The sequence below is a fragment of the Ruegeria sp. BHSA163 genome (assembly GCF_059613365.1).
Genome location: NZ_JBXWSJ010000012.1, coordinates 1 through 24,478, shown reverse-complemented (window position 1 = coordinate 24,478; position 24,478 = coordinate 1). Strand labels below are relative to the sequence as shown.

Sequence of the window (24,478 nt, the reverse complement as noted above, 5' to 3'; positions counted from 1 at the left end):
TGCTCGATTAAATTAGAGCCGATCAGTGCGACGATCTGCAATCAGGGCCACCAGTTGTTTTTTAGTGCGTCCTATATGTTGCGCCAAAAGTCCGCATGCCGCGTCGACCTGACCCGCTTTCGCCAGCTCCAGCAGTTCGCGGTGTTCCTTTCGGGCCCGTTTGCGCTTTTTCATTACGCTCAAATGCATTCGGATATATCTGTCGGATAGCAATGACACCTTATGCAGCAGGTCATTTGTCAAGCTGCGCCCGGCTGCCGCGTAAAGCGAGGCGTGAAACCGTTGATTCAGCATTCCCCACTGGCTTACGTCGTTAACGTCATATGACAACTCCATTTGATCCAGAATGCCCTGGCATTTTTGGAATTGTGCCGCAGTCATCGCCGGAATGGCACGACGAAAGAGATCAACTTCGATAAGCGCTCGTAAATCGAAGATCTCGGAAATTTCGTCAAGCGAATGCTCCGTAACCGTGGCACCGCGATTGTTTTCCAACTGCACCAGACCTTCGGCATCCAACTGCTTCAACGCTTCCCTTACCGGCATACGCGAGACATCATATTCATCAGCTAGCGCTTCTTGCCGAATCGTTTCTCCTTCCACTAGCTCGCCTCTCAAAATCCTCTCTCGCAGATCACTCGCGATTACGTCTGGAAGGCTTTGCCGATGGATTGCGCGTTTTGCCGACATCCTACGCGCCCCATGTGTCACTTAGGCGATATCCGTCCGGCCAAGGATCGTCGGGGTCCAGCATGTGCTGGTGAATTCCCGTGATCCATCCTCGGCCCGAAATTTCCGGGGTGATCGCAACCCGCCCGCTCAGATCGATCTTGTCGATAATTCGGCACCGGAACTCACTGTCGATGACAGAACGCGCGTAATAATAATCTGTTAGTTGCATCTGCCCCTTCGCCAGAAAAACGGCCATCCGGGCCGAAGCTCCGGTGCCGCACGGTGATCTGTCTAATTTTCCGGGCTTGATTGCGACTGTATTTCGGCTGGTCAGCACGTTGCCCTCTCGCTTGAGCGGTCCGGCAATCTGGCAGAACGAAATATGGTTCCAGTCTCTGGTCGGGTGGTTGCAACCCAGTTGTTCGTTGGCCGCGTCGGTTATCCTCGCGCCTGTTCGTGCCAGTTCTTTTCCCTCGTCTGGAGTTAACTCAAAATCCAGATCCGCAGCGTCGACGATAACAAAACTGTCGCCTCCAAACGCAGTGTCTACTCGCAACGTTCCAATACCAGCCACTTCAATCCGCGCGTCCAGTTGGTCAACAAAGCTGGGAACGTTCTGAACATAGATACGCTCGGCCTTACCATTTCGGCACTCTGCCCTTACGCGCACCAATCCACCCGGAGCCTCGAGCGTCAGATGTGTCTCTGGTTCTTGCATTGGGAAAATCCCGCCGTCCAACAACACGGTCGAGACACAAATCGAGTTTGATCCGGACATAGGCGGCGTATCTTCCGGTTCCATAATAATGAATGCCGCATCGGCCTCAGGATTCTTGGGGGGGACCAGAAGGTTGACGTGGCGAAAGACGCCTCCGCGCGGTTCGTTCAGTAAGAAATTTCTCAGCGTCTGGTCATTTGCTACAAAGCCCCGCTGGTCCCAAACTGTGTTCCCAGGAGGGGGTACCACGCCGCCCACTATTACATCGCCTACCTCGCCTTCAGCATGGGCAGAAATCACATGAATGGTTTTGCTGCTTCGCACGGCGCGTCCTTCTGAAAACGGATGATCGGCATTAAATCTCTATCCCGGAACGGAAGGGATCATGCGGATCAAACATCAAATTCGCCTCAGACATGATGAATGCCTGACCTTTAATCCTGGGTATGATACCTCCGTTTGGCCCGAGCTTGTACGACAGGTGATAAGTGCTGCCGATAACGCTTTCCTGAATAATCTCTTCGCTTTCGGCTAATTCGCCTTCCGCCGCAAGACAAGCCAAACAAGCGGAACAGCCAGTACCACAGGGTGATCGGTCATAGTTGTTGTCTGGGCAAAGAACAAAATTGCGGCCACTTACCCCTTTGCGAGGGGATGGTTCTTGTAGGATTACGTGATCCACCGGTTCCGAGTTCTCACCTCTTAAGCCGCTGGCCATCGCAGCTTTGCGAATAGCGATTGTCAGCTTTGTCATCGCGGCAATATTGCTGGTTTCCACTGGTATCGGGCTGGGATCAACAATGAAAAACCAATTCCCGCCATACGCCACATCCCCAACAACGCACCCATGACCGGGCACATCCAAATTCACAGCTCGTCGCACTCTGCGGCTTTCGATGTTGGTCACGCTAACTGTGTTCTCGTTGTGCAATTCGACAGTTACCACCCCAGCAGGAGTTTCTATCCGATGTATTCCGGTATCAATCCGACCCAAATGCGCCAGCGTCACAGCCAACCCAATTGTGCCATGACCACACATGCCCAATACTGCGTCGACATCGAAATAGATGACACCAGTCACGCATGAACGGTCGACTGGTTCCACCAGCATCGCACCGACCATCGCCGGTTGGCCGCGCGGCTCCAACAAGATCGAACGATAAAGATCTTGGTAATCTTCAGCCAACCGTAGGGCTCGCTCCGCTAAGGTGCCAGAGCCCAGATCTGGTGCACCCGTGAGGACAACTCTCGTAGGTTCGCCTCCTGTGTGGCTGTCAATCACATGCATTCGGCAATGACCCCGCCCTGGTTTGACCAATCTGCAAACCATTTGCGAAACAAGTCATATTGCTGTGCACAATAGTTCCTCTGCGCATCCGTCAGAGAGTCAGAGGTGTTGAAATGGAGACGGTATTCCTGTTCGCCATTCAGAACCAGCAAGTGTTTGTAGTAAAGAACAAGGTCCGGACCCTCGTCAAAACTGGACAACACCTGAATTGCCTCGGTCAATTCTTGCGCACGCTGACGTGCCTCGGCATGACCGTTCGCCGCTTTTTCGGACAAAGCTCCCAAAAGCAGTGTTTCAACAGGCAAAGCATTACCTATACCCGTGATAGAACCAGTTGCTCCGCAATTCACATAACCATGATAGACTTCGGTATCCACACCGACCATTAGGGTAACCTGATCATCCTTGCTGGTGATGTTTTCCGCTGCATAGCGCAAGTCTTCACCGCCTCCGAACTCCTTGAACCCGATCAGATTTGAATGTTCGGCGCGTAGTTCAAAAAACAGATCTGCACGCGTAGCAAACCCATAATACGGGCTATTGTAGATAATCGCAGGTACGTCCGGCGCAGCGGACAAAACTTCCCCAAAATGGTTCTTCTGAGCCGCAGCCGAGCTGCCACGCGATAGAACCCGCGGGATCACCATCAAACCCACTGCACCGCATTTCTGCGCATGAGAGGCAAGGGCCACTGCGGATTTCGTATTGATTGCCCCAGTACCAACAACCACTGGCAGCCCTGCATCTGTCAATCGCTCGACGCCTTCCATTCGCTGTGCATCGGTCAGCAGCGGCCAGTCACCCATCGAACCGCAATAAACCACGGCGGACATACCTGCCGCAACTAACTCACTCCCTTTTCGAACAAGCGCATCGAAGTCCGGAACGCGACCTTCTGTGCAAGGGGTCATGAGAGCCGGCATAGTGCCGGTAAAAAAGTTTGAAACCATAGTTTATTCCTCGGTGAGTCAATGTCCGGCAAACCAGAATTCAGCGAATTTAGTTTCATTATCGGATATTGGATACAATATCCATAGTTTCCGCAAATCAGAAGAATGTGCCCGATTGTCATTCGGGCACACTGTCAAGTAACCAGAGCTTTCTGACTACCGCAACCGAAGACCATTCTCCGGATCAAATAGCATCGCGCGCTCGGGTTTGACCGATATACCTATCCGTTCACCCTGCGCGCTACGCTCATCTTCACGTTCTTCTACGATCAGTTTATCACCGTTCGGCGTCAATAGGTAAGAGTAAGAAACGCCGCCCAACGCTTCGGTCAGGTCCACCGTGCAACTGTCACTTGCTCGGTCGATTTGAATGTGCTCCGGGCGAATCCCAAGGGTCACGCGGCTTGCATTCGCAGGCACGCTGCTTGTGACCGGTATCGCATCCGTCAACGCGGGATGGCGGACCATGCCATCCACAACATCACACTCCAAAAAATTCATTGCAGGAGAACCGATGAAGCCTGCGACAAACTTGTTGTCTGGGTCTCTATACAGATCCATAGGCGCGCCGACCTGTTCAATTCGTCCGTCGCGCAAGACGACGATCTTGTCAGCCATCGTCATCGCCTCGACCTGATCGTGTGTCACGTAAATCATCGTTGCGCCGATTTCGTTGTGTAAACGAGCGATTTCAACTCGCATTTCCACCCGAAGCTCGGCGTCCAGGTTCGACAGGGGTTCGTCAAACAAAAATACTTCCGGACCACGGACGATTGCACGGCCAATCGCAACTCGCTGCCGCTGGCCGCCGGAAAGCGCCTTGGGCTTTCGCTTAAGATATTGGTCCAGTTTCAGGATGTTCGACGCCTCCTGAACTTTCTGATCAATTTCCGATTTAGCAACGCCGTTCATTCGCAATCCGAAGCCCATGTTCTCTGCGACGCTCATATGCGGGTAAAGCGCATAGGTCTGGAACACCATCGCCACACCGCGCTTGGCAGGGTCCATATGGGTTACATCACGGGCGCCAATGTGAATTTCACCCTCTGAGGTTTCTTCGAGTCCAGCGATCATTCGTAGTAGTGTAGATTTGCCACAACCCGAGGGACCCACAAAAACACAAAATTCACCGTCCTCGATTTGTAAGTCGATTCCATGAATGACCTGAGTCTGGCCGTAGCGTTTGATTGCGCGGTTCAGAGTTACACCTGTCATGTCGCTTGCATCCTGTCGTTGCTTACCTTTGCGCGGGTCTCGGGGAACCGCCATGCCTGAACCTCGGCCCCTATCTGCTCTGCCACTCCGCGAACTCGGGGGACCCAGGCCTCTAATTGATTGAAATCCATACGTTCGGTCGACCCTGTGACCGAAATTGCACCAAGCATCCGGCTACCGGACGTCAAAACCGGACAAGCCACACAAATGATGCCAGGCTCATGCTCTTCGTCGTCTATTGCGTAGCCGCGTTGACGGATCAGGTCGAGGTCAGCCCGCAGCGCGGCCTCGGATGTCAGGGTTTTATCAGTAAAACGATGGTAGCTTTGCTGCGAAACAGCCTCATTCAGAGAGTCTTCATCCAGAAAGGCCATCATCGCCTTACCAACACCCGTGCAATATGCTGGCCCGACTTTGCCCGCCTGCGAATACATTTCAATAGGCTGGGCGGCGTTCCGCTTGTCGACGTACAGCACCTGGCTTGAGTCGAGCTGAGCCAGATGCACTGTTTCACCGGTGTCCTTACTAAGAGCATCCAAAAAAGGTCGTGCAATTGGCGCCAGAGAACTCTGCGTCCATGCCGCATGTGCCAATCGGACCAAACGCATACCCGGAGCGTAGGTTTGTCTTTCAGGGTCGTAGGACAACATGCCCTGATTGGTCAGAACCTGCAGAAATCTGTAAAGCGTCGCCTTGGGAAAATTGCTGCGGTCCAATAGCTCCGCAAACCGAACAGGTCGCTCAAAAGCAGCCACCTGATCCAGCACGTCACATGCCTTACCTATGGTTCCGTCACCAGCCACAGCTGTCTTATCTCCTCCCATTCCCTCGGGCCAAAGGCACGAGGGTCTTGACAAGACTAACCGAGTTGATGTGTAGTTTTCAATATATAAAACCAAGTTTCACTATTTGGAACTAAATGGAAGCTAAGGGAGGAAACCATGCATTCCATGTTCAAGCGTACTGCCGCCGCATTGGCGGCCAGTGTCGCACTTGCTGCGCCTGTTGCTGCTGAGTTGACCGGTGAGTTGCGAATCTTCCTCGACACGTCAAACCCGGCGCCGCGTGCGACCATGGAGGCGATGATCGAGCGGTTTGCAGAGCAACATCCCGGTCTGGAAATCGAAACAACGGTTATCGACCGTGAGGCGTACAAAACACAGATCAGGAACTTTCTAACAGCTGACACACCGGACGTAGCCACATGGTATGCGGCAAACCGTATGAAACCATATGTCGAAGCCGGCCTGTTCGAAGATGTTTCTGACCTGTGGGCCGAGCCAGAAATCGCAGAAAACCTGGCTTCGACCAAAGGTGCGATGACCATAGACGGAAAGCAATGGGGCGTTCCCTACACTTACTATCAGTGGGGCGTTTACTATCGCAAAGACATCTTTGATGAACTTGGCCTAAGCGAACCTACCACCTGGGAAGAAGAGCTGGCCAACTGCCAGAAGATCGTGGATTCGGGTCGTGCATGCTACACAATCGGGACCAAATTCCTTTGGACTGCTGGTGGCTGGTTTGACTACCTGAACATGAGAACTAACGGCTACGATTTCCACAACCAGCTTGCGAATGGTGAGATTAGCTGGGAGGACGACCGGGTCAAGCAGACCTTCGCCAACTGGAAGCAACTGATCGACATGGGTGCGTTCATCGACAATCACCAGACCTACAGCTGGCAGGAAGCATTGCCGTTCATGGTCAACGGTGAAGCCGCAGCTTATCTGATGGGTAACTTCGCGGTCGCTCCGCTGCGTGAAGCAGGCCTGACGGATGATCAGCTGGACTTCTACCAGTTCGTTTCCATCAACCCCGATGTAGAACTTGCAGAAGATGCGCCTACGGATACATTCCACATCCCCGCGAACGCCTCGAATAAGGAAGCAGCGCGTGAATTCCTGCGTTTCGTTGTATCGGCAGATGAGCAGACCGAGATCAACAACGGCTCAAATCTCGGCCAGTTGCCGGTAAACGCCCAATCTTCGGTGGACGATGACAAGTTCCTTCAGCAAGGCTTTGCAATGTTGTCATCCAACAGCCCGGGCGGTGTCGCCCAGTTCTGGGACCGCGACGCACCAGCTGAAATGGCAAAAGTATCCATGGAAGGTTTCCAGGAATTCATGGTCAAGCCAGATAATGCGGACCGCGTGTTGGCAAAACTGGAACGTGCGCGTCAGCGTATCTACGATAACTAATCTGGTCAGGCCGGGCACAGACCGGCCTGCTCCAAGACCTGCGTAAGGCAGGTGCTTACCTGCCTTACTAATTTGACCAAACTCCGAGTTTATCATGTCCCTCGTAGACGTCCCCGAACAAGAAAGCTGGTTTCACAGAAACCAACAGCGTATTGCGCCCTGGCTGTTTCTGGCGCCGGGCCTGCTGTTCTTTATGGTTTATGTAATCATACCTGTTTTTCAGTCTTTCAACTTGTCGCTCTATGAATGGGACGGGTTGGGTGCAGCAGAATACGTGGGCTTTCGCAACTACGAGGATCTATATTGGGAATGGGTCGACCGGGATGCGTTCTACATCTCGCTTAAAAACAATTTAATTTGGTTGATATTATACCTCTTGGCGATTCCTGCTGGCTTGTTCATTGCGCTGTTCCTGAACCAGACCGTCTGGGGTATTCGCCTTTACAAATCGCTTTTTTTCTTTCCTTTTGTCATCTCTCAGGTGGTCGTAGGCCTTGTATTTACTTGGTTTTACGATCCTACTTTCGGCTTATTGAATGAATTCCTGAGTTTCTTTGGCATGGGCCCACTCAATATTCTTGGGGACGAGAGGTTCGTAACCTACGGCATCATCTTTGCCGGTCTTTGGCCGCAGACAGCATATTGCATGATCCTTTACCTCACTGGCCTGAATGCGGTCGACCCTGAGCAAATCGAAGCCGGGCGTCTGGACGGTGCCAAGGGAGGTAAGATGCTCTGGCACATCATCCTACCTCAACTGCGTCCAGCGACTTTCATTGCTTTTGTTGTGACAATCATCGGCGCCCTGCGTTCGTTTGACCTGATTTCGATCATGACTCAGGGGGGACCGTTCGGATCGTCACGGGTGTTAGCTTACTACATGTTCGAAGTGGCACTTTCCGAATACGGATTCCGGATGGGATATGGCGCTGCCATCGCAGTAATTTTGTTCCTGATAATGCTGTGCTTTATCGCCTATTTCCTGTGGTCAATGTACCGAGAAGAGAGGGGGCACTAAGATGTTTCCTAAACCCATCGAAAAACAACCCCGAGCGGCGCAGATCACCTATCAGGCAATGCTTCCGCTGGCCCTTCTATTGTGGCTTGGACCACTTTTAGCGGTTGCGCTGTTCTCGGTCAAACCAGCAGCGGATTTCACCAACGCCAATTATTGGGGTCTTCCTTCCAGTTTTGAGGGCGCGTTTAATTATGGGCAGGTTTTCTTTAACTCGGATATGCCCCGCTATCTGCTGAACTCTTTCCTGATAACGATACCTACCGTCATTGGAGCCGTCGCGCTAAGCTGCATGACCGGATTCGCTTTGGGCATCTACAAGTTCAAGTCGAACCTTTGGATCTTCTTCATGTTCGTAGCGGGCAACTTTGTACCATTTCAGATTCTGATGGTTCCAGTTCGCGATCTGACTCTGCAATTAGGACTATATAATACCAAAACAGGCTTGGTTTTGTTCCACATTGCTTTCCAGACCGGGTTCTGCACGTTGTTCATGCGCAACTTTATCCGCGCCCTGCCCTTTGAGTTGATCGAGGCTGCGCGGGTTGAGGGGATAAGCGAATGGCGCATCTTCTGGTATGTAGTGTTACCGCTTATGAAGCCAGCCATAGCCGCGCTCAGCGTGTTGATATTCACTTTCATCTGGAATGACTATTTCTGGGCAGTTGTACTGACACAGGGCGCTGAAAGCCAGCCAGTGACCGCGGGTATTACCAGTTTCAATGCTCAATTCAGGGCTGCTTATCAGCTGATGAGCGCCGGTTCCATCGTGGCGGCGCTACCTCCGGTGGCCATGTTCTTCCTGATGCAGAAACATTTTATCGCGGGTCTGACCCTTGGAGCCGTCAAGTAATGATAAGAACTTGGTCGCTTCATGACGACCGACAATCTTTGGTGCTCGCCGCACATCGCGAGCACCTACCGGAGGTCGTCTATTTCGGACCCCGTTTGCCAGAAGCGGAAAGTTCCGAAACTCTATTCAAGGCGTACGGGTTGGATGTTACTGGCGGAATGCTGGATGCAAACCCAGAATTATCAATTTGCCCCGAAGCCACGCGCAGCTTCCCCGGGCAGCCTGGGCTAATCATCCGGGATGGCGACGGTACGCCGTTGCTTCCCAAGTTCTGTTATGAATGCGAAGAGGTAACGGAACGGGACATTGTACTGACTTATCGAGATGAAACTGATCGCTTGACCTATCAGGCGCGCTTTTCGATCGACCCCAAAACGCATATCATTGAAGCGCAGGCAATACTTGAAGCAGATCGCCCCGTTCTTCTCCACTGGCTTAGCGCACCGGTATTTCCGGCTCCACAACTGTCCGATGAAATGCTCGATTTTGCCGGAAGATGGTGCGGCGAATTCCAAATGAATAGCACCGCATGGTCGCCCGGTATCAGATATCGTGAGAACCGTACTGGACGAACAGGGCACGAACATTTCCCCGGTTTGATAATTCCTGTGCGGGGCGCAACCAATGCGCAAGGTCAAGCGTATGGTTTTCATTTTGGTTGGTCCGGCGGTCACCGAATGGTTGCTGAGGAACTGCCAGACGGTCGACGCCAGATTCAGTTCGGGCAAGCTGCCCGGATGGAACGCGAGGCAATGACGAGGTTTGAAACCGCACCGCTTTATGCGGTGTTCTCGAATGACGGGATCAATGGCTGTGCCGTGGCATTTCAACGCCACGTCCGGGACCGAGTTGTATGCTTTCCAAAACCAGAAAACCCGCGTCCAGTTCATTACAATTGCTGGGAGGCCGTTTACTTCAATCATAACCTGCCAGAGCTGAAGGATATTGCTGAACGCGCCGCGGATCTTGGGGCCGAACGGTTTGTGTTGGACGATGGCTGGTTTGGTCAGCGCGATGATGACACCTCTTCCCTGAGCGACTGGGAAGTCGACCCTCGTAAGTATCCAGAGGGTTTGGATCCGCTGATCACACATGTCCATGAACTGGGCATGACGTTTGGTATTTGGTTTGAACCCGAAATGATCAACCCTGACAGTTCGATCCACCGGGCCCATCCGGAATGGGCGTTGGGAGGCGAAGATCAGATCCTGGGACGTCAGCAAAAGGCATTGAATATGGCCTTGCCCGAAGTTCGTCAGTTTCTTTACGAACGGATGGCGGCGATTCTCTCTGCGCACGACATTGACTACATCAAATGGGATCACAACCGCGTTTTGCCGATGCCCGACGCCGCACAAACGCGCGGGTCATACGCTTTGATCGACCGATTGCGGACAGATTTCCCGAATGTTGAGATAGAAAGTTGCGCTTCGGGCGGCGGGCGTATTGATTTTGGGATACTCAAGCGCACTCAGCGTGTGTGGTTGAGCGATAGTAACGACGCATTGGAACGCCTGCGTATACAGCACAATGCGGCAATCTTTTTGCCGATGGCGGTTACCGGCAGCCATGTTGGGCCGCGCGTTTGCCACACTTCGGGAAGGGTTCTTGACATCCGTTTTCGTGCCTGGATTGCTGCACAGCGGCACATGGGCTTTGAGATGGATCCGCGCGAACTGACCAATGAAGAAGCTCAGGTCCTGCGTGAAGTAACTATGTGGTGGAAGGCCAACCGCGACTGGCTATATCACGCCGATATTTTGCGGTTGGACAGTCCTGATCCGGCTGTCATTGCTGAACAACAACAGGCGAACAATGGCTCTCGTTTTGTGGTTTTTGCCGGAAAGGCAGATACTTCGGCCCAGATCGCACCGCGACCGTTACGCCTGACCCGATTGGAACCCGACGCACTTTATCAAGTTGGGTTGCGACGCACTGCCGAGGCACCTCCGACGTTGTCGCGCGGCAACCCGGTACTAAAGCAACAACCGGTCACGTTGAGCGGACAATATCTAATGAACTATGGGCTAACGTTGCCGTGGAGTTTTCCACAAAGCATCTGGGTCATCGAAGGTAAAAAGCTATGAGAATGAAAACAGCCAGAACGCGAGCCTCTATCTTTCGGTCACCACATACGCCCGCCATCAAAAGGAGAGAGCTATAAATGGAACAACCTGCGACTTTCCACGACCTCGAGGGCGCATCTGTCTACATCACCGGCGGCGGATCCGGTGTCGGAGCAGCCCTGACTGATGGGTTCCTAGCGCAAGGCGCCAACGTTGCGTTTATTGGACGTTCCGATGCCAGTGCGTTCGTTGAAGAAATGCGCGATAAGCATGGCCGGACACCTTTGTTTCTACAGGGAGACATGACCGATACAGAGCTGCTGCGTGCTACAATGGTTAAGGCTGCCGAGGCGCATGGCCCAATCAATGTGCTGATCAACAATGCTGCCAACGACCAACGTCACACGCTCGGGGAAACTACACCTGAGTTCTGGGACTGGATGATCGAAGTCAATCTCAAGGCCTATTTTTTTGCCTGTCAGGAAGCCGCACGCCAGATGCGGGACAAAGGTGGAGCAATCGTCAATTTCAGTTCAATAAGCTATATGATGGGAAATGCGGGTTATCCAATTTACGCGACGTCGAATGCTGGCATAACTGGTTTAACGCGATCCCTTGCCAGGGAACTTGGGCCGCAACGCATCCGTGTTAATGCACTGGCTCCTGGCTGGGTATTGACGCAAAAACAGATGGACAAATGGGCCACGCCCGAAGGTTTGGCAGCCCATTTGGAACGGCAGTGTTTGAAAGAATACCTGACGCCTGAAGACATGATTGCACCAACGCTGTTTCTTGCTTCAAACGCAAGCCGAGCCATGACCGGACAGTGCATGGCGGTCGACGGCGGCGTTGTAGTATCAGGATAAGTCGATGAAAACAGAATGGATTGCCGTCGATTGGGGAACTTCCCACTTGCGCGCCTGGGCGATGCAGGGCGAGACCGTTTTGGATCATGTGCAATCTGAATGCGGTATGGCGCGGGTCGAAAAGGGGCGTTTCGAGGCCGCATTGTTAAGCATCACCGACAGCTGGTTGGGCTCAACGCCCACCGATGTTGTTGCCTGTGGAATGGTAGGTGCGCGACAAGGGTGGGTCGAGGCCCCTTATTCTGCAGTTCCCTCTGCTCCGATACCAAATATGCCAATTCGGGTGCCTGACACCGATCCACGGGTCAGAGCATTTGTTGTTCCGGGGCTGAAACAGAACTCCCCTCCGGATGTTATGCGTGGTGAGGAAACCCAGATTGCCGGTTTCCTGGGAAAGCATCCCAACTGGGACGGAGTGGTTTGCCTGCCAGGCACCCATACGAAATGGGCACAAGTCAGTGCGGGTGAAGTCATCAGTTTCCGCACATTTATGACAGGAGAAATTTTCGACCTGTTATGCAGCCAATCAGTCTTGAAACACTCGACCAGCGACGGATGGGATGATCCCGCTTTCTCAGATGCTGTAGAAGATGGGTTGTCAAAGCCAGAACAGCTAGCCGCGCGTCTGTTCAGTTTGCGGGCAGCTGATTTGTTGCATGGGCAGGATACGGGAACCGCCAGGGCAAGATTATCAGGACAACTGATCGGAGCCGAGCTTGCCGCAACCCGCCCCTATTGGCTGGGCCAACAATTGGCAATCATTGGGTCGGATGCATTGATTGATATTTATGCCAAAGCACTGCAACAGCAAGGTGCCTCAGTTGAAACCGCCAACGCCACAATGGTCACGCTTGCCGGTTTAAGCTTGGCCCGCAATTTAACGAGGCAAACCGTATGAGCCGACCAATAATTGCAATTCTGCGTGGCCTCACTCCGTCAGAGTCCGAAGCCGCGGGCCGCGCCCTGATCGAGGCTGGCATCGACCGGATCGAAGTTCCATTGAACTCGCCTGACCCGTTGAGCAGCATTGGTATTTTGTCCCGCAATTTTGGGGACCAAGCCTTGATTGGAGCCGGGACCGTTTTGACCAGCGATCAGGTCGATGCCGTGGCCAAAGCAGGTGGCAAACTGATAGTTTCGCCCAACTGTGATACCGACGTTATCGGGCGCGCCGTCGAGTTAAACCTCCAAAGCTGGCCGGGAATTTTTACACCGACCGAGGCTTTTGCCGCGCTACAAGCGGGGGCAACCGGCTTAAAGCTGTTCCCGGGTACAATGGCCGGACCTGGGGGGTTAGCCGCCATCCGCGCCGTGTTACCTGCCGACACTCAAGTTTTTGCCGTTGGCGGCGCAGGCCCAGAAAATTTTGGTGAATGGATAAAGGCTAGCGCTGACGGATTCGGCATTGGCTCGGCCCTATACAAGCCAGGTATGTCGCCCAAAGAGATCGGCGAACGTGCCCGACAGATCGTTTCAGCATATGACGAGGCAATTTAGTGAGCCGCGTCTACGACGATCGACCCTGCGAGCTGGGTGAAGGACCTCTTTGGCATCCAGAACGGCAACAGCTATTCTGGTTCGATATCGCGACCAAACGGATGTTAAGCCGAGAAGGAGCGAACCCAAAATGCTGGAAATTTGACGAGTACGTTTCTGCCGCAGGCTGGGTGGATCGGAATACACTGCTGATAGCATCGGAAACCGGCCTTTGGCGATTTGGTTTAGAAAATGGTCAAAAAAGTCAAATCGTTGAAATTGAGACAGACAATCCGACAACCCGCTCCAATGATGGGCGAGCAGATCCATGGGGCGGGTTCTGGATTGGAACTATGGGCAAACAAGCTGAGCCGAGCGCAGGAGCGATATATCGATTTTGGCGCGGCGAACTGCGTCAATTAGTTTCGGACGTGACAATTTCCAATGCGATCTGTTTTGCGCCAGACCGTTCGTGCGCTTATTTCTGCGATACGTTCACCAAACAGGTTATGAGGTGGACGCTTGACCCAGAAACAGGATGGCCCGTGGGCGACAGCCACCTTTTTCTGGACCTTCGGGATGACGGTCTGAACCCTGACGGTGCCGTCGTTGACGCGAACGGAAACATCTGGATCGCTCAGTGGGGTGCGGGTCGCGTCGCCGCATATGATGCTAATGGACTCTTTATTCGGGCGGTATCAGTTGATGCGCAGCATCCCTCGTGCCCCGGATTTGGCGGTCCTGACCTGACGACACTGTTCTGCACGACAGCCCGTGAAGGGCTGAGTACGGATGCCATCAAAATACAACCTTCCAACGGGATGACCTTCTTGAAACAAGACGTCGCCCGGGGTCAAGCGGAACACAGAGTTATCATATGAAACCGGAACTTGGCGTTTGCTACTATCCCGAACATTGGCCCGAAGAGATGTGGGTCAAAGATGCAGTAAAGATGGTGCAGACTGGCCTGACCTGGGTTCGCATCGGCGAATTTAGTTGGAGCCGGATGGAACCTGCACCGGGCGACCTGCAATTCGGATGGCTGGATCGAGCGGTCGAGACATTGGGAAAGGCCGGTCTCAAGGTTGTCATGGGTACACCGACAGCGACACCGCCGCGCTGGATGCTGGATAAACACCCCGACATGCTAGCCGTCGATGCGCAGGGAAACCCCCGCAAATTTGGATCGCGCCGCCATTACTGTTTCAGCCACCAAGGTTTTATCGAAGAGTGTGCGCGGATAGCTGGAATAATGGGCGAGCGATATGGCCAAAACCCTTATGTGGCTGCGTGGCAGATCGACAATGAATACGGCTGTCACGACACAACAATCAGCTATAGCGCCGCCGCGTTAAACGCCTTCCGCATCTGGTTGGCAGATCAATATGGAACAGTAGAAAAACTGAATTCTGCCTGGGGGAACGTATTTTGGTCAATGGAATACAGCAGTTTTGAGCAGATCGAACTGCCCAACTTGACAGTGACCGAACCTAACCCGGCCCATGCGTTGGCTTTCAAGCGTTTCAGTTCGGATCAGGTGGCGGCGTTTAACAAAGCGCAGTGTGATGTTCTGAGGAAATTCACAAAAACACCGCTGCTCCACAACTACATGGGGCGCGTTTTGGATTTCGATCATTACAAAGTCGGCGAAGACTTGGACATTGCCACTTGGGATAGTTATCCCATTGGATTTCTTTCAGACCGCTTGGAAGCCGACAGCGAGCATAAAACAGTGTACCTGCAACAAGGCGACCCAGATATGCAGGCCTTCCATCACGACCTTTATCGCTCTGTGGGGCGCGGGCGCTGGTGGGTCATGGAACAACAGCCCGGACCTGTAAACTGGGCACCATATAATCCGGCGCCATTGCCCGGTATGGTTAGACTTTGGTCTTTGGAGGCGGTCGCGCATGGAGCGGAAGTCGTAAGCTATTTCCGCTGGCGCCAAGCGCCCATGGCACAGGAGCAGATGCATGCAGGGCTACTGACTCCTTATAACCGTGCAGCCCCGGCTCTGAGTGAGGTGCGCCAAACTGCAGACGAACTGGCCGAGCTGGGTGACGTTGAACAGAAACAGGCACAGGTTGCAATCGTGCTAGACTATGCATCGAATTGGGCTTGGGAGACACAACCACAGGGCGGTGGGTTCGATTATTTCCAGCTTGTCTTCTCCGCTTATCGTTCTTTACGAAAGGCGGGTTTATCGGTGGATTTTATACCACCGGATATTACCCCCCATGGCGCATATAATTTGATCCTAGCGCCCGGGTTGGCCAAACTGAATGACGAATTAGTCAAGCGTTTAACCAGTGTGTGCAATCTTGGCATTTTGGGACCCCGCACAGGAGCCATTACCAAGGATTTCCAGATTCCTGATCGCGGTCGGCCAGGTGTCGATTGTTTGGACTGCCAAGTGGAATTGGTCGAGACCCTGCCCCCCAACATTTCCCGTGCCGTTCAGGGCGGTGGAGCAATGCAACATTGGGTGGAACGTCTGTCCGGATCGGCCCGGGATTTACTTTGCTTTGAGGACGGCACTTCCGCTTTGAAAGAGGGCGGTGGCCTTTGGTATTTGGCCGGCAATCCGGATGACGCGTTGTGGGACCGCGTCATCAATCTGGCCGCCCAAAATTCAGGCCTGACCCTGCACCAAATGCCGGAAGGGTTAAGGCGACGGGAAACGTCAGACACAGTTTTCTTGACGAATTACAACGCGCACCCCGTCGAATGGCATGGACAAATCATTAACGGTTGCGATGTCGCGATCATTAAGCCAGAATCTCATGATCCTGCCTGAAAAGCGACGCGAACATCAAAAAATTTGATAACGCTAACATAAGCTGTTAGGGGCGGGTTTGCTGGTCTCGTTCACGAACAGGTTTCATGCATGAACTACACTCGTTCCGATTTCCCGGAGTCTTTCCTATTTGGTCTCTCGGCAAGCGAGCCTGGCGCTGAAACGCAGACCAAAGGATTTGACAGCTTCCGGTTCCCGATCCACTGGCACGAGGTGCTGCCCAGGGGACGTGGGCAACCTGATGGTGTCGGCGTCGCCCGTGTTGAAAGACTGGTCGAAACGGTTCTAGAGCGAGGGATGCGACCTTGCGCGGTTCTCGACGCCACTCTGGTCCCATCGGAATTGGCTGATCTGGGCGGTTGGCGCAATCGCGATACAGCGGATTGGTACGCCGATTTCAGCGAACTCGTGACGACAAAAATTGGGGACCGCCTGTTCAGCACGGTTTCGAAAGTATCCTCGGAAATAGCGACAGACCAAGATAGCAGGTCGTTGGCCCGAACCTTGCATCATCGCTTGTTGGCCAATGGCCGCGCCAATCGAGCTATGCGAAGCCTGGGCATGAGCAATTTGGGCGTCGAAATTGACTTACAAGACCCTGGGCATGCCACGCTTCTCTCAGCCATTTTTAGTGGTAGCTACCCACAAGACTTCCGCGCCTCTCTTAGTGCACATCTTCCAACGGGGTGGGAGCAGGATTTTTCCACCATCGCAACCCCCGTTGATTGGCTTGGAACCACGGTGCGTGAACCCCGTGATCTGAAATCGCTTACCCCCTTGATTGCAGCGGAAACCCCCGACACAGCAATTTATGTTTCGGTTCTAGCGGAAAGTGAATCAGATCTTGTGAATCACGTTGACGCTATTCTCAGTTCAAGCGCCTCTATGCCCATATCAGGGCTTTTCGTCCAAGCGGAAAATCAAGAAGTCCTTGAAGCGTTGCAAGCTGCATTAACATCAACAGAGCTTCCTGCGCCATGGGTAAAACCCACGGGCACTGTTCACGACCATTGGAACCTCATCGCGGACGTCGGCGGCACCAATACCCGCCTGGGCATTTCCATCAACGGAACCTTGACCGAGTTGCACAAATATCCGACCGGCACATTAGAGGACTTGCGCGAGGCACTAGTTGGTGTGCGAGAAAAGGTGGGGACAGCCCCCCAAGCAGTAGTGGCAGCAGGCGCCGGGCCGGTTCATAATGGAACCATTCATTTGACCAACGCAAACCTGATGTTGTCCGAGGTCGAGCTTGCCCGTGCCACTGACGCGGAAAGAACCTTTGTAATTAATGACTTCACCGCAGCCGCGTGGTCAGTCGCGGATATCAGCGACGCAGACGTCGCGGTTTTACAAGGCGCAAATACTCCTCCTGCCGGGACCCGCTTGGTTGTGGGTCCCGGCACCGGTTTGGGTGTAGGAGCTTTGCTGTATTCCGAGGGACGTTATCATACCGTGTCCGGGGAAGGCGGCCATATGGGATTGTCACCGCGCCATCGAGGCGAAGTTGACGTTTTCGATGCGGCCAGACATATCGCTCCGGATTGTTTTTTTGACAACAGCCTCGCGCTGGAGGCCGAAATGTTCCTGAGTGGAACCGGTCTGCCTATTCTGTATCAGGCGGTGGGCGTGGTCGAAGGTCAGGTCAACAGTCAGGTTAAAAGTGCCAAGGATATTCTGCAAACCGCACAGGACGGAACCGACGCTTGCGCGGTTAAGGCTGCGCGCATTTTCACGGAACATCTTGGGGCGATAATGGGTGATCTCGCGGTGGCTCTGATCCCGGTCGGGGGCGTTTTTCTGGTTGGCGGTGTCGCTGAAAAAAACCGCTGGCTGTTTGGTCAGGATTTTCTGGATGCGTTCAATGCAGGCGGGCGATTCAAAAAAATTCGACGTAGCATGAACCTTTACATTTCCGAGCAAAAAGAGTTTGGCATTGTTGGCGCTAACAACTTCTGCAAAAATGCGCTGGTGCAAAACTAGGGCCTCGTTCGGCCGATTTTGAGAAAGGGATTCCGAAATGATCTTGTGCTGCGGAGAAGCCCTGATCGACATGATCGCCGAACCCACGTTGTCGGGACAGCGGGGCTTTGTCCCCCATTCTGGAGGGGCGGTTTACAACACAGCAATTGCGTTGGGAAGGTTAGGAGCCAGAGTGGGCATGCTCACCGGTCTGTCGTCAGATATGTTCGGGCAACAGCTAACGGCTGGCCTACAAATCAGCCATGTCGACACCACTCATGTTATTAAATCGAACAGACCCACGACTTTGGCCTTTGTTCAGCTTAAGGACGGGCACGCCACATACAACTTTGTTGACGAAAATACAGCAGGAAGGATGCTGACCGCTGCCGAAATGCCTGTTCAGCTACAAGGTGTTTCTGCACTGTATTTTGGGGGGATAAGCCTTGCTTGCGAGCCGTGCGCTGACGCTTATGCGCAGCTTTTGTTTCGGCATGGCGCTGATCGGGCGGTCATGCTGGACCCAAACATTAGGTCAGACTTTATCAAGGACCAAACCAAATATCGGACCCGGCTTAACAAAATGATCGCGCAAGCTGATATCGTCAAAGTTTCAGACGAAGACCTGGACTGGATTATCCCTGGCCCCGAAACCCTTTCTGAAAAGATCCCATTGTTAACGCAGGCTGGCCCAAAATTGGTTATATTGACCCACGGTAGTGCTGGTGCGACAGGATATACGGCGGATGGAAGCAAGGTGACAGTCCCAGTCCAGAAAGTGCAAGTTGTAGACACTGTCGGGGCCGGAGATACGTTTAACGCTGGAGTGCTGGCTGAACTGGATCAAGCTGGGTGCCTGACAAAACCCGGTTTGCGTTCTTTATCCAACGACGGCCTTAGGAACGCTCTGGAAAAAGGGGCAAAAGTTGCCGCGATCACTGTCTCGCGTGCCGGGGCGAACCCGCCGTGGGCCCATGAGCTTTGACAAAAAGAGACCGCTATGAAACGATCCGAGATCAACCGTATTAAGGCCGAGGCCCAAGCCTTCATCAACTCATTCGGTGCTGTTTTGCCACCATTTGCAGACTGGACCCCGGAACAGATGCGCAGCGAAAAAGCGGAAGGTATTCGCGCGCGAGGATTGGGTTGGGATATTACGGACTATGGACAGGGTCGTTTTGATGAACTGGGCCTGTTTCTGTTCACATTGCGAAACGGCGACGTCAATGATCTGAACCAAGGTCGCGGCATGCTATACGCTGAGAAACTGTTGATATCACGCGACAAACAACTGTCTCCTATGCATCGACATATCGTCAAAGCCGAGGACATCATCAACCGTGGCGGCGGTGATTTGGTGATGGAAATCTACGCCTCGAACCCCGAAGGAGGTATCGACAGAGAAAACGCTATCGTAGTGCCAAGTGATGGGTGCCCAGTCACCATTCAGCCTGGAGAATTGATGCGGTTAAAACCAGGACAAAGCGTTACACTCATGCCCGGCATCTGGCACGCCTTTTGGGCGGAACAAGGCGATTGTCTGATAGGAGAAGTTTCGACGGTCAACGATGATCGTACAGACAACGTTTTCGAAGATCCTATCCCCCGTTTCGCGACAATTGAGGAAGACACAGCTCCTGATTTCTTGCTGGTTTCTGATTATTCGTGACTCACGAACTTTGGTTCATCCCTGCTCGGGCAGTCTGGCTAGTGCCCTAAATACGGTGAGAGTTGTACGCATTTAGCCTATTGATCTAACATTTAGCATCGACGTTGGAACGAAAACTGATTGTGCGCTGACATTGGGAACAAACACGCCTGCAACTCATACTGATCGCCCCCTCGCTGCGGCGGCATACATGATTTGTGCCATGGCCATCATTGGCGTGATCGACAATTTTATTGCTCCTTTGTCGCAACATATCGGTCTTTGGCAGTTTCACCTTATTCGTACCCTGTTTGCGCTTCCTCTTGTTGCAATGTTCTCGCTTTTGGGGTTAGGCACGTTGTTTCCCAACCGATTTTGGGCGGTGGCATTGCGTAGCCTGCTTGTTGCGATATCGATGCTGTTCTATTTTTCGGCGCTGGCAATGATGCCGATTGCACAGGCCTTGGCAGGGTTGTTTACTTCTCCGATCTTCATTCTTTTGATCACGTCCGGAATTATGAAACGCCGAATAGGTCCTTGGCGCGTTCTAGCCGTAGGTTTCGGGTTCATCGGGATTATCCTTGTGCTTCAACCCAATCCCGCAGATTTCGATTGGAGCATTTTCGTTCCAATTTGCGCGGGCTTTTTCTATGCACTTGGAGCTATTTCAACCCGTAGTCTTTGCAGCGGTGAAAGCACCGTCGCGTTGTTGGCAGGAATGTTGATTACTCTGGGTATTTTGGGGGCGATTGGCAGCATCACATTGGTGATTTTTCCAGTGTGGCAACCGGGTGACGAGGTGCAGTTTTTTTCCCGCCCCTGGGAATGGTCCATGCAGAAGGCCCTCCCACTACTCTTGTTACAAGCCGTTGGATCCATTTGTGGGGTTTTTATGATCATCAAGTCCTATCAACTTGGCGAACCGTCTTATGTTTCGGTTTTCGAGTATTCGGTGATGATTTTTGGTCCAGTCTTTGCATGGTTTTCATTTGGACAACCTGTCCAAGGCTGGCAAATTCTGGGTATCGCGTTTATCGCACTTGCTGGCATCATAATCGCTGTTCGGTCACGCTGATCAACCCGATCAACGCTTGCTGGAAAACTACGTAGCGCGGATAGAGTTAGGCCACGAGATTCTGGGTCTGAAACATGCAACAAAGCTGGTTGAAAGCTACGTCAAACGACAAACAACAAGTATATTGAGTACACATACCATTCGATTCTATTTCACGGCAGCATGCCCGAGTTAGCAAGGCGATATTTCCAGTCTCTTACTTTGTGGCATCACTTCACAGACGCGCCCAAGACTGTTTTTCCTTCCCAGAACACAGTTAACTTTTGCTCAATGAGTTCGGCGGCGAATACGAAATACTTCGACTTCCTCAGCGAGACCTTTAAGCGATTGGAGCCCCAGTGTTTCCACCCGCACAGGCGCGTAACCTTGAACATTTGTCGTGATCAATATCTGCTCGTCCAAGGTCTTGCACAAACTCTGAACTCTGCTGGCCACGTTTACGGCCGACCCGACAACCGTAAAGTCAAGTCGATCCGGGCTGCCGATGTTGCCGAAAGTAACTTCTCCGAAGTCTATTCCGATCACAAACTCGATCTGTTCCCGCTTTTCCTCAGATGCGTTACTGTTGTAAATATCGAGGTTCGCTATGGCTTGGGTCGCGGCTTCGACCGCGGAATTGCAGGCATTTTCAGCGCCTGGTGTCGCCTCGAAAATCGCCAGAACACCGTCACCCATGAATTTTAGCACGTCTCCGCCATTAGCTCGAATTGGGTTCACCACCATATCAAAATAGTCGCCCATAATATCGAGTAGCTTAGCCGCTGGCCAGACTTCCGACTTTGCAGTGAACCCTCTTAGGTCTGCAAAAAGGATCGCAGCAGAAACGGTAATATGCTCACCACGTTTTATGTTTCCGTTGTCAATTTCCCGCGCCGGCGCATCACCCATATACGTACGCAAAAGGCTTCTTTGGGATTCCCTCATTGCGATTGGTTCCAACGCCGAAGACAATGCGTGCCGTGTGGCTTCGAGTGTGCGAATATTGTTTTGTGAAAAACCATCCGCATGTTCGGTGCAAAAGCTTGATCCCTGAACCGATCCGTCACCATATTCGAGAGGCATCGCCAGAAAATCAGTCGCGCCACCCTCTTTCAATTCCCGATAGACTTCGTGCATTTTCGACAGATCGACATCCACAAGCCTTTTGCGCAGACACGATCTGGTTTTGACCACATACTCAAATGGACTGCCGTGCCAAGCTCCTGAGTGGCGGATAGTGATCGGAACAGTATATTTCTGGGTCCCTTTTGGCGTCCATATGATCCCCCAAGCGCTTATGAGAGGATTGGAGTAGTTCTGCCCAATCCGCACACGCGAAAGCGGGACGCCCAGTTCCCTCAAGGCCGAGCAATAGTGTGAAACGACAAGTGTTTCATCGCCCAGAATCCGACCTACGGAATTCAACCAATTGATCAGTTCTTCTACCGTTTGCATCTAAGATTGATCCAAATTCCGATTGTTCGTCCAACTTAGTTCAAAGGGCCATGAACCACCCCATTGAACCCGACCGACAGAAACGATTTCGACCTAACTCTTCACCATTTTACCAAAAACTGCAGGTCAGTGAGCAAGAAGCCGTATCCGGACTGACTTTATATCTAGCGCCGCCTCAAGCCATGAACCAATTCAGCCATGACATTTACTTAATTGATCGAAGTTCAACCTTAGGCTTCGACTAACCCGCTTTGGGCCGATTACGGTTCTTGACGTATTCCTTGTGATAAGGAATGGCGCTCAAACTCGTATCGTGTGCAGCTACCAAATTCTTGACAAGTGCATTGGTCAATCGAACCCGCGGCGAGACCGCCGACACCAAATGAAACAACCTCCTGTCATTGAATGGGTTCACTATGAAGTCACCAATATAGGCCAAAGGCGCTGCCCCGACCGGGAGCCACAGTTCCAAGTGTGCAATATCATAAAGCCGTGGCAGCGCCTTTTCAGGAAGTTTGTCCATCCAATTCTGGTAGCGATCGAGTTGCCGCTCGTATTCAACTGTTTCGTCCTTGGTGCGGTCAGCACGTTGCCATTGACCAAGCAGTGCCCCGACACCTGTCATGGCGTTTGTTGGTTTTCCTATAACATGGCGCCACTTGTTGGCTCGGGTCATTTCTATTCCTGTTCCGCGCAAGACGACTTGAACACGTGGCGACGCCGCGACAAAGCGTACCCAGTCTGCTCGTAGCGCAGAACACCACCCTGTGCGCAACCGAGTCCTTTCAAGTTCAACCATGATTTCCTTCTTGGTCATAACTTTCTGTACGCGGGATGCTCGTCGTGAAAGCACAAGGAATGGCACACTTAAATGCTCGGCAAGAATTTGACCCACCTCTGCATCAATCTTGGTCGCCCAGTTCAAGTGATAACAATAAAAGCTTTTGATCTTGTTCAGGACCGGTATCGCGCTGCCAAGAATTATTCGCGAATCCCGTCCAGCCGTTATCGGCAAAGCACACTCATAAGCTGAAATGAGCGCTGCGACGTTTCGGGACATTCGAGAAGATATTTGGGCAAACAGAATGTCCTGGTCGGTCTCGAGTTCGGCAAAAGGGGTGTCGTCGCGGGGCCAGAACCTATGTTGCGAAAAGTTCGAAAGATCGAGGTAGTGATTGGGCATTAACCGGGTTACACGCTGGTCGCTTGTATCCCCGAAAAGCAGAAACTGCTTTCGCGTTGCGACCTTTTCGATATCCACATTTTCGGCAGGATCAAGTTCATCATCCACTGCAAGAGCCACGCTTGAGGCAAGGGCGTTGTTTTCTTTGTTAAATACAACCGAAAGATTTCCAGACGGATCGCCATATAAGCGCATGCCGCCGGAATGTTTGACCACGACAAAAAACCTGCCTGCCAGATCTTCAACCCATCGTTCTCTTTCAGATTCCGAATCCCGATTGAGAATGACTTCTTTCCCAAGGCACTGTCCCTCTGGCGAGATCGCGATCCCAAGCATTAAACCAATCGGTTCGCCGGACGAGCTAATAATGCGACTGATTGGCAACGCCGGACAATGCTCGATCACCCAACCGTTCAACTGCGAGCTGCTCCACGCAGAACTGAGCGACGTTTTCGATTGTGACATTCTAAATTGGAACTTGAAGACTTGGCCAAAGTCCCAACTTTCAGCCTCGCAACGACGTTCGGCCAGAGTATCTTTGGTTATCACCGCCATATTTTTAATGTTTGCATAAAAAATTCACGCCTGCATATACGAAACGTTCAAGTGAATTTCAGATCAGAAAGTCTAAGGCGAAACCTTAGGGACATCGAGCACTTTGTAAAACGAAATTAACCGGCACCAGCCCTGCTGCATTTTGTTTCTGGGCTGATCTAATATGACATTTCAAGGATCGTCCGGTAAAACTTGCTCCGCTATTTTGGCCACTTCTTCAATATGTTCCCAACTGGCCCGAGCAGCAGCATCCGGATTACCGTCTGCAATTGCGTTCAGGATTTTCTCCATTTCGGGGATGGATTTCGCGAACCGGTTCGGAGAAGAAATCGTCATCGCGCGCAGCTGTGTGATACGTGCATTGACCGATTGCACCATCTCCCAAGCAAATTCCTTTCCTGCACTAATGAATATGGTCCGATAAAACTCGGTAGTGACAGCAAGAACTTCCTGCGGCACGTTGTTATTCGATGCCTCTTTTAACTGCTTCAGAAGTTCTTGCAG

Annotated in this window: 22 protein-coding genes; 13 read left to right on the top strand and 9 right to left on the bottom strand. The window is 52.4% G+C overall.

The window, feature by feature from the left end; genetic code table 11:
* Positions 1-12 precede the first annotated feature (12 nt).
* The 6 genes from AC2FNV_RS07770 to AC2FNV_RS07745 form a co-directional block, all read right to left on the bottom strand.
* Positions 13-690, bottom strand: a complete 678-nt coding sequence (locus AC2FNV_RS07770) for a GntR family transcriptional regulator (protein ID WP_170605477.1) — start codon at positions 688-690, stop codon at positions 13-15.
* Position 691: 1 nt separating this feature from the next.
* Positions 692-1,714, bottom strand: coding sequence for a trans-3-hydroxy-L-proline dehydratase (locus AC2FNV_RS07765; protein ID WP_170605479.1), 1,023 nt, complete (start codon positions 1,712-1,714; stop codon positions 692-694).
* 31 nt (positions 1,715-1,745) lie between these two features.
* Positions 1,746-2,678 (bottom strand): 4-hydroxyproline epimerase, encoded by a 933-nt coding sequence (locus AC2FNV_RS07760; protein WP_170605481.1) that lies wholly within the window; start codon positions 2,676-2,678, stop codon positions 1,746-1,748.
* Positions 2,669-3,628 carry a dihydrodipicolinate synthase family protein gene (locus tag AC2FNV_RS07755; RefSeq protein ID WP_496772890.1) on the bottom strand — a complete coding sequence of 320 codons (960 nt, stop codon included), beginning with the start codon at positions 3,626-3,628 and terminating at the stop codon, positions 2,669-2,671. Before AC2FNV_RS07755 ends, AC2FNV_RS07760 begins: the two co-directional genes overlap by 10 nt.
* A gap of 156 nt (positions 3,629-3,784) precedes the next feature.
* Positions 3,785-4,843, bottom strand: a complete 1,059-nt coding sequence (locus AC2FNV_RS07750; protein WP_496772925.1) for an ABC transporter ATP-binding protein — start codon at positions 4,841-4,843, stop codon at positions 3,785-3,787.
* Positions 4,840-5,646 carry an IclR family transcriptional regulator gene (locus AC2FNV_RS07745; RefSeq protein ID WP_170605750.1) on the bottom strand — a complete coding sequence of 269 codons (807 nt, stop codon included), beginning with the start codon at positions 5,644-5,646 and terminating at the stop codon, positions 4,840-4,842. Before AC2FNV_RS07745 ends, AC2FNV_RS07750 begins: the two co-directional genes overlap by 4 nt.
* A gap of 138 nt (positions 5,647-5,784) precedes the next feature.
* Between AC2FNV_RS07745 and AC2FNV_RS07740 the strand changes: the two genes are divergently transcribed.
* The 13 genes from AC2FNV_RS07740 to AC2FNV_RS07680 all read left to right on the top strand — a co-directional run bounded on the left by AC2FNV_RS07740 (position 5,785) and on the right by AC2FNV_RS07680 (position 20,802).
* Positions 5,785-7,044: an ABC transporter substrate-binding protein gene (locus tag AC2FNV_RS07740; RefSeq protein WP_170479858.1), complete on the top strand. Its 1,260-nt coding sequence runs from the start codon at positions 5,785-5,787 to the stop codon at positions 7,042-7,044.
* A gap of 94 nt (positions 7,045-7,138) precedes the next feature.
* Entirely contained in the window at positions 7,139-8,062 is a 924-nt protein-coding gene (locus AC2FNV_RS07735; protein WP_170605485.1) for a carbohydrate ABC transporter permease, read from the top strand.
* Position 8,063: 1 nt separating this feature from the next.
* Positions 8,064-8,912: a carbohydrate ABC transporter permease gene (locus AC2FNV_RS07730; protein ID WP_170479861.1), complete on the top strand. Its 849-nt coding sequence runs from the start codon at positions 8,064-8,066 to the stop codon at positions 8,910-8,912.
* The gene (locus tag AC2FNV_RS07725) at positions 8,912-10,999 is read left to right on the top strand and encodes an alpha-galactosidase (RefSeq protein ID WP_170605487.1); all 2,088 of its coding nucleotides are present in this window, start codon (positions 8,912-8,914) and stop codon (positions 10,997-10,999) included. The genes AC2FNV_RS07730 and AC2FNV_RS07725 overlap by 1 nt, the downstream gene beginning before the upstream one ends.
* A 77-nt stretch (positions 11,000-11,076) precedes the next feature.
* The gene (locus AC2FNV_RS07720) at positions 11,077-11,844 is read left to right on the top strand and encodes an SDR family NAD(P)-dependent oxidoreductase (protein WP_170605489.1); all 768 of its coding nucleotides are present in this window, start codon (positions 11,077-11,079) and stop codon (positions 11,842-11,844) included.
* A 4-nt stretch (positions 11,845-11,848) separates the two neighbouring features.
* Positions 11,849-12,742: a 2-dehydro-3-deoxygalactonokinase gene (locus tag AC2FNV_RS07715; RefSeq protein ID WP_170605491.1), complete on the top strand. Its 894-nt coding sequence runs from the start codon at positions 11,849-11,851 to the stop codon at positions 12,740-12,742.
* A complete protein-coding gene (locus tag AC2FNV_RS07710) occupies positions 12,739-13,341 on the top strand; it encodes a 2-dehydro-3-deoxy-6-phosphogalactonate aldolase (RefSeq protein ID WP_170479869.1) in 603 nt (200 codons plus the stop codon). The genes AC2FNV_RS07715 and AC2FNV_RS07710 overlap by 4 nt, the downstream gene beginning before the upstream one ends.
* A complete protein-coding gene (locus tag AC2FNV_RS07705; protein WP_170605493.1) occupies positions 13,341-14,201 on the top strand; it encodes an SMP-30/gluconolactonase/LRE family protein in 861 nt (286 codons plus the stop codon). The genes AC2FNV_RS07710 and AC2FNV_RS07705 overlap by 1 nt, the downstream gene beginning before the upstream one ends.
* The gene (locus tag AC2FNV_RS07700) at positions 14,198-16,117 is read left to right on the top strand and encodes a beta-galactosidase (RefSeq protein WP_170605495.1); all 1,920 of its coding nucleotides are present in this window, start codon (positions 14,198-14,200) and stop codon (positions 16,115-16,117) included. The genes AC2FNV_RS07705 and AC2FNV_RS07700 overlap by 4 nt, the downstream gene beginning before the upstream one ends.
* A 90-nt stretch (positions 16,118-16,207) precedes the next feature.
* Complete coding sequence (locus tag AC2FNV_RS07695; RefSeq protein WP_170605497.1) at positions 16,208-18,100, top strand: family 1 glycosylhydrolase; 1,893 nt, start codon at positions 16,208-16,210, stop codon at positions 18,098-18,100.
* 37 nt (positions 18,101-18,137) lie between these two features.
* Positions 18,138-19,064, top strand: coding sequence for a carbohydrate kinase family protein (locus AC2FNV_RS07690; protein WP_170605499.1), 927 nt, complete (start codon positions 18,138-18,140; stop codon positions 19,062-19,064).
* Positions 19,065-19,079: 15 nt separating this feature from the next.
* Positions 19,080-19,748: a D-lyxose/D-mannose family sugar isomerase gene (locus AC2FNV_RS07685; RefSeq protein ID WP_170605501.1), complete on the top strand. Its 669-nt coding sequence runs from the start codon at positions 19,080-19,082 to the stop codon at positions 19,746-19,748.
* Positions 19,749-19,938: 190 nt separating this feature from the next.
* Positions 19,939-20,802, top strand: a complete 864-nt coding sequence (locus tag AC2FNV_RS07680) for a DMT family transporter (RefSeq protein ID WP_170605752.1) — start codon at positions 19,939-19,941, stop codon at positions 20,800-20,802.
* Between the two features lie 267 nt (positions 20,803-21,069).
* Here AC2FNV_RS07680 and AC2FNV_RS07675 read toward each other — a convergent pair whose 3' ends face one another.
* The 3 genes from AC2FNV_RS07675 to AC2FNV_RS07665 form a co-directional block, all read right to left on the bottom strand.
* Positions 21,070-22,236 carry an adenylate/guanylate cyclase domain-containing protein gene (locus AC2FNV_RS07675; RefSeq protein WP_170605503.1) on the bottom strand — a complete coding sequence of 389 codons (1,167 nt, stop codon included), beginning with the start codon at positions 22,234-22,236 and terminating at the stop codon, positions 21,070-21,072.
* A gap of 241 nt (positions 22,237-22,477) precedes the next feature.
* The gene (locus tag AC2FNV_RS07670; protein ID WP_170610585.1) at positions 22,478-23,974 is read right to left on the bottom strand and encodes a hypothetical protein; all 1,497 of its coding nucleotides are present in this window, start codon (positions 23,972-23,974) and stop codon (positions 22,478-22,480) included.
* 171 nt (positions 23,975-24,145) lie between these two features.
* The coding region (locus AC2FNV_RS07665) for an FCD domain-containing protein (protein WP_496772882.1) at positions 24,146-24,478 on the bottom strand (333 nt) is incomplete at its 5' end.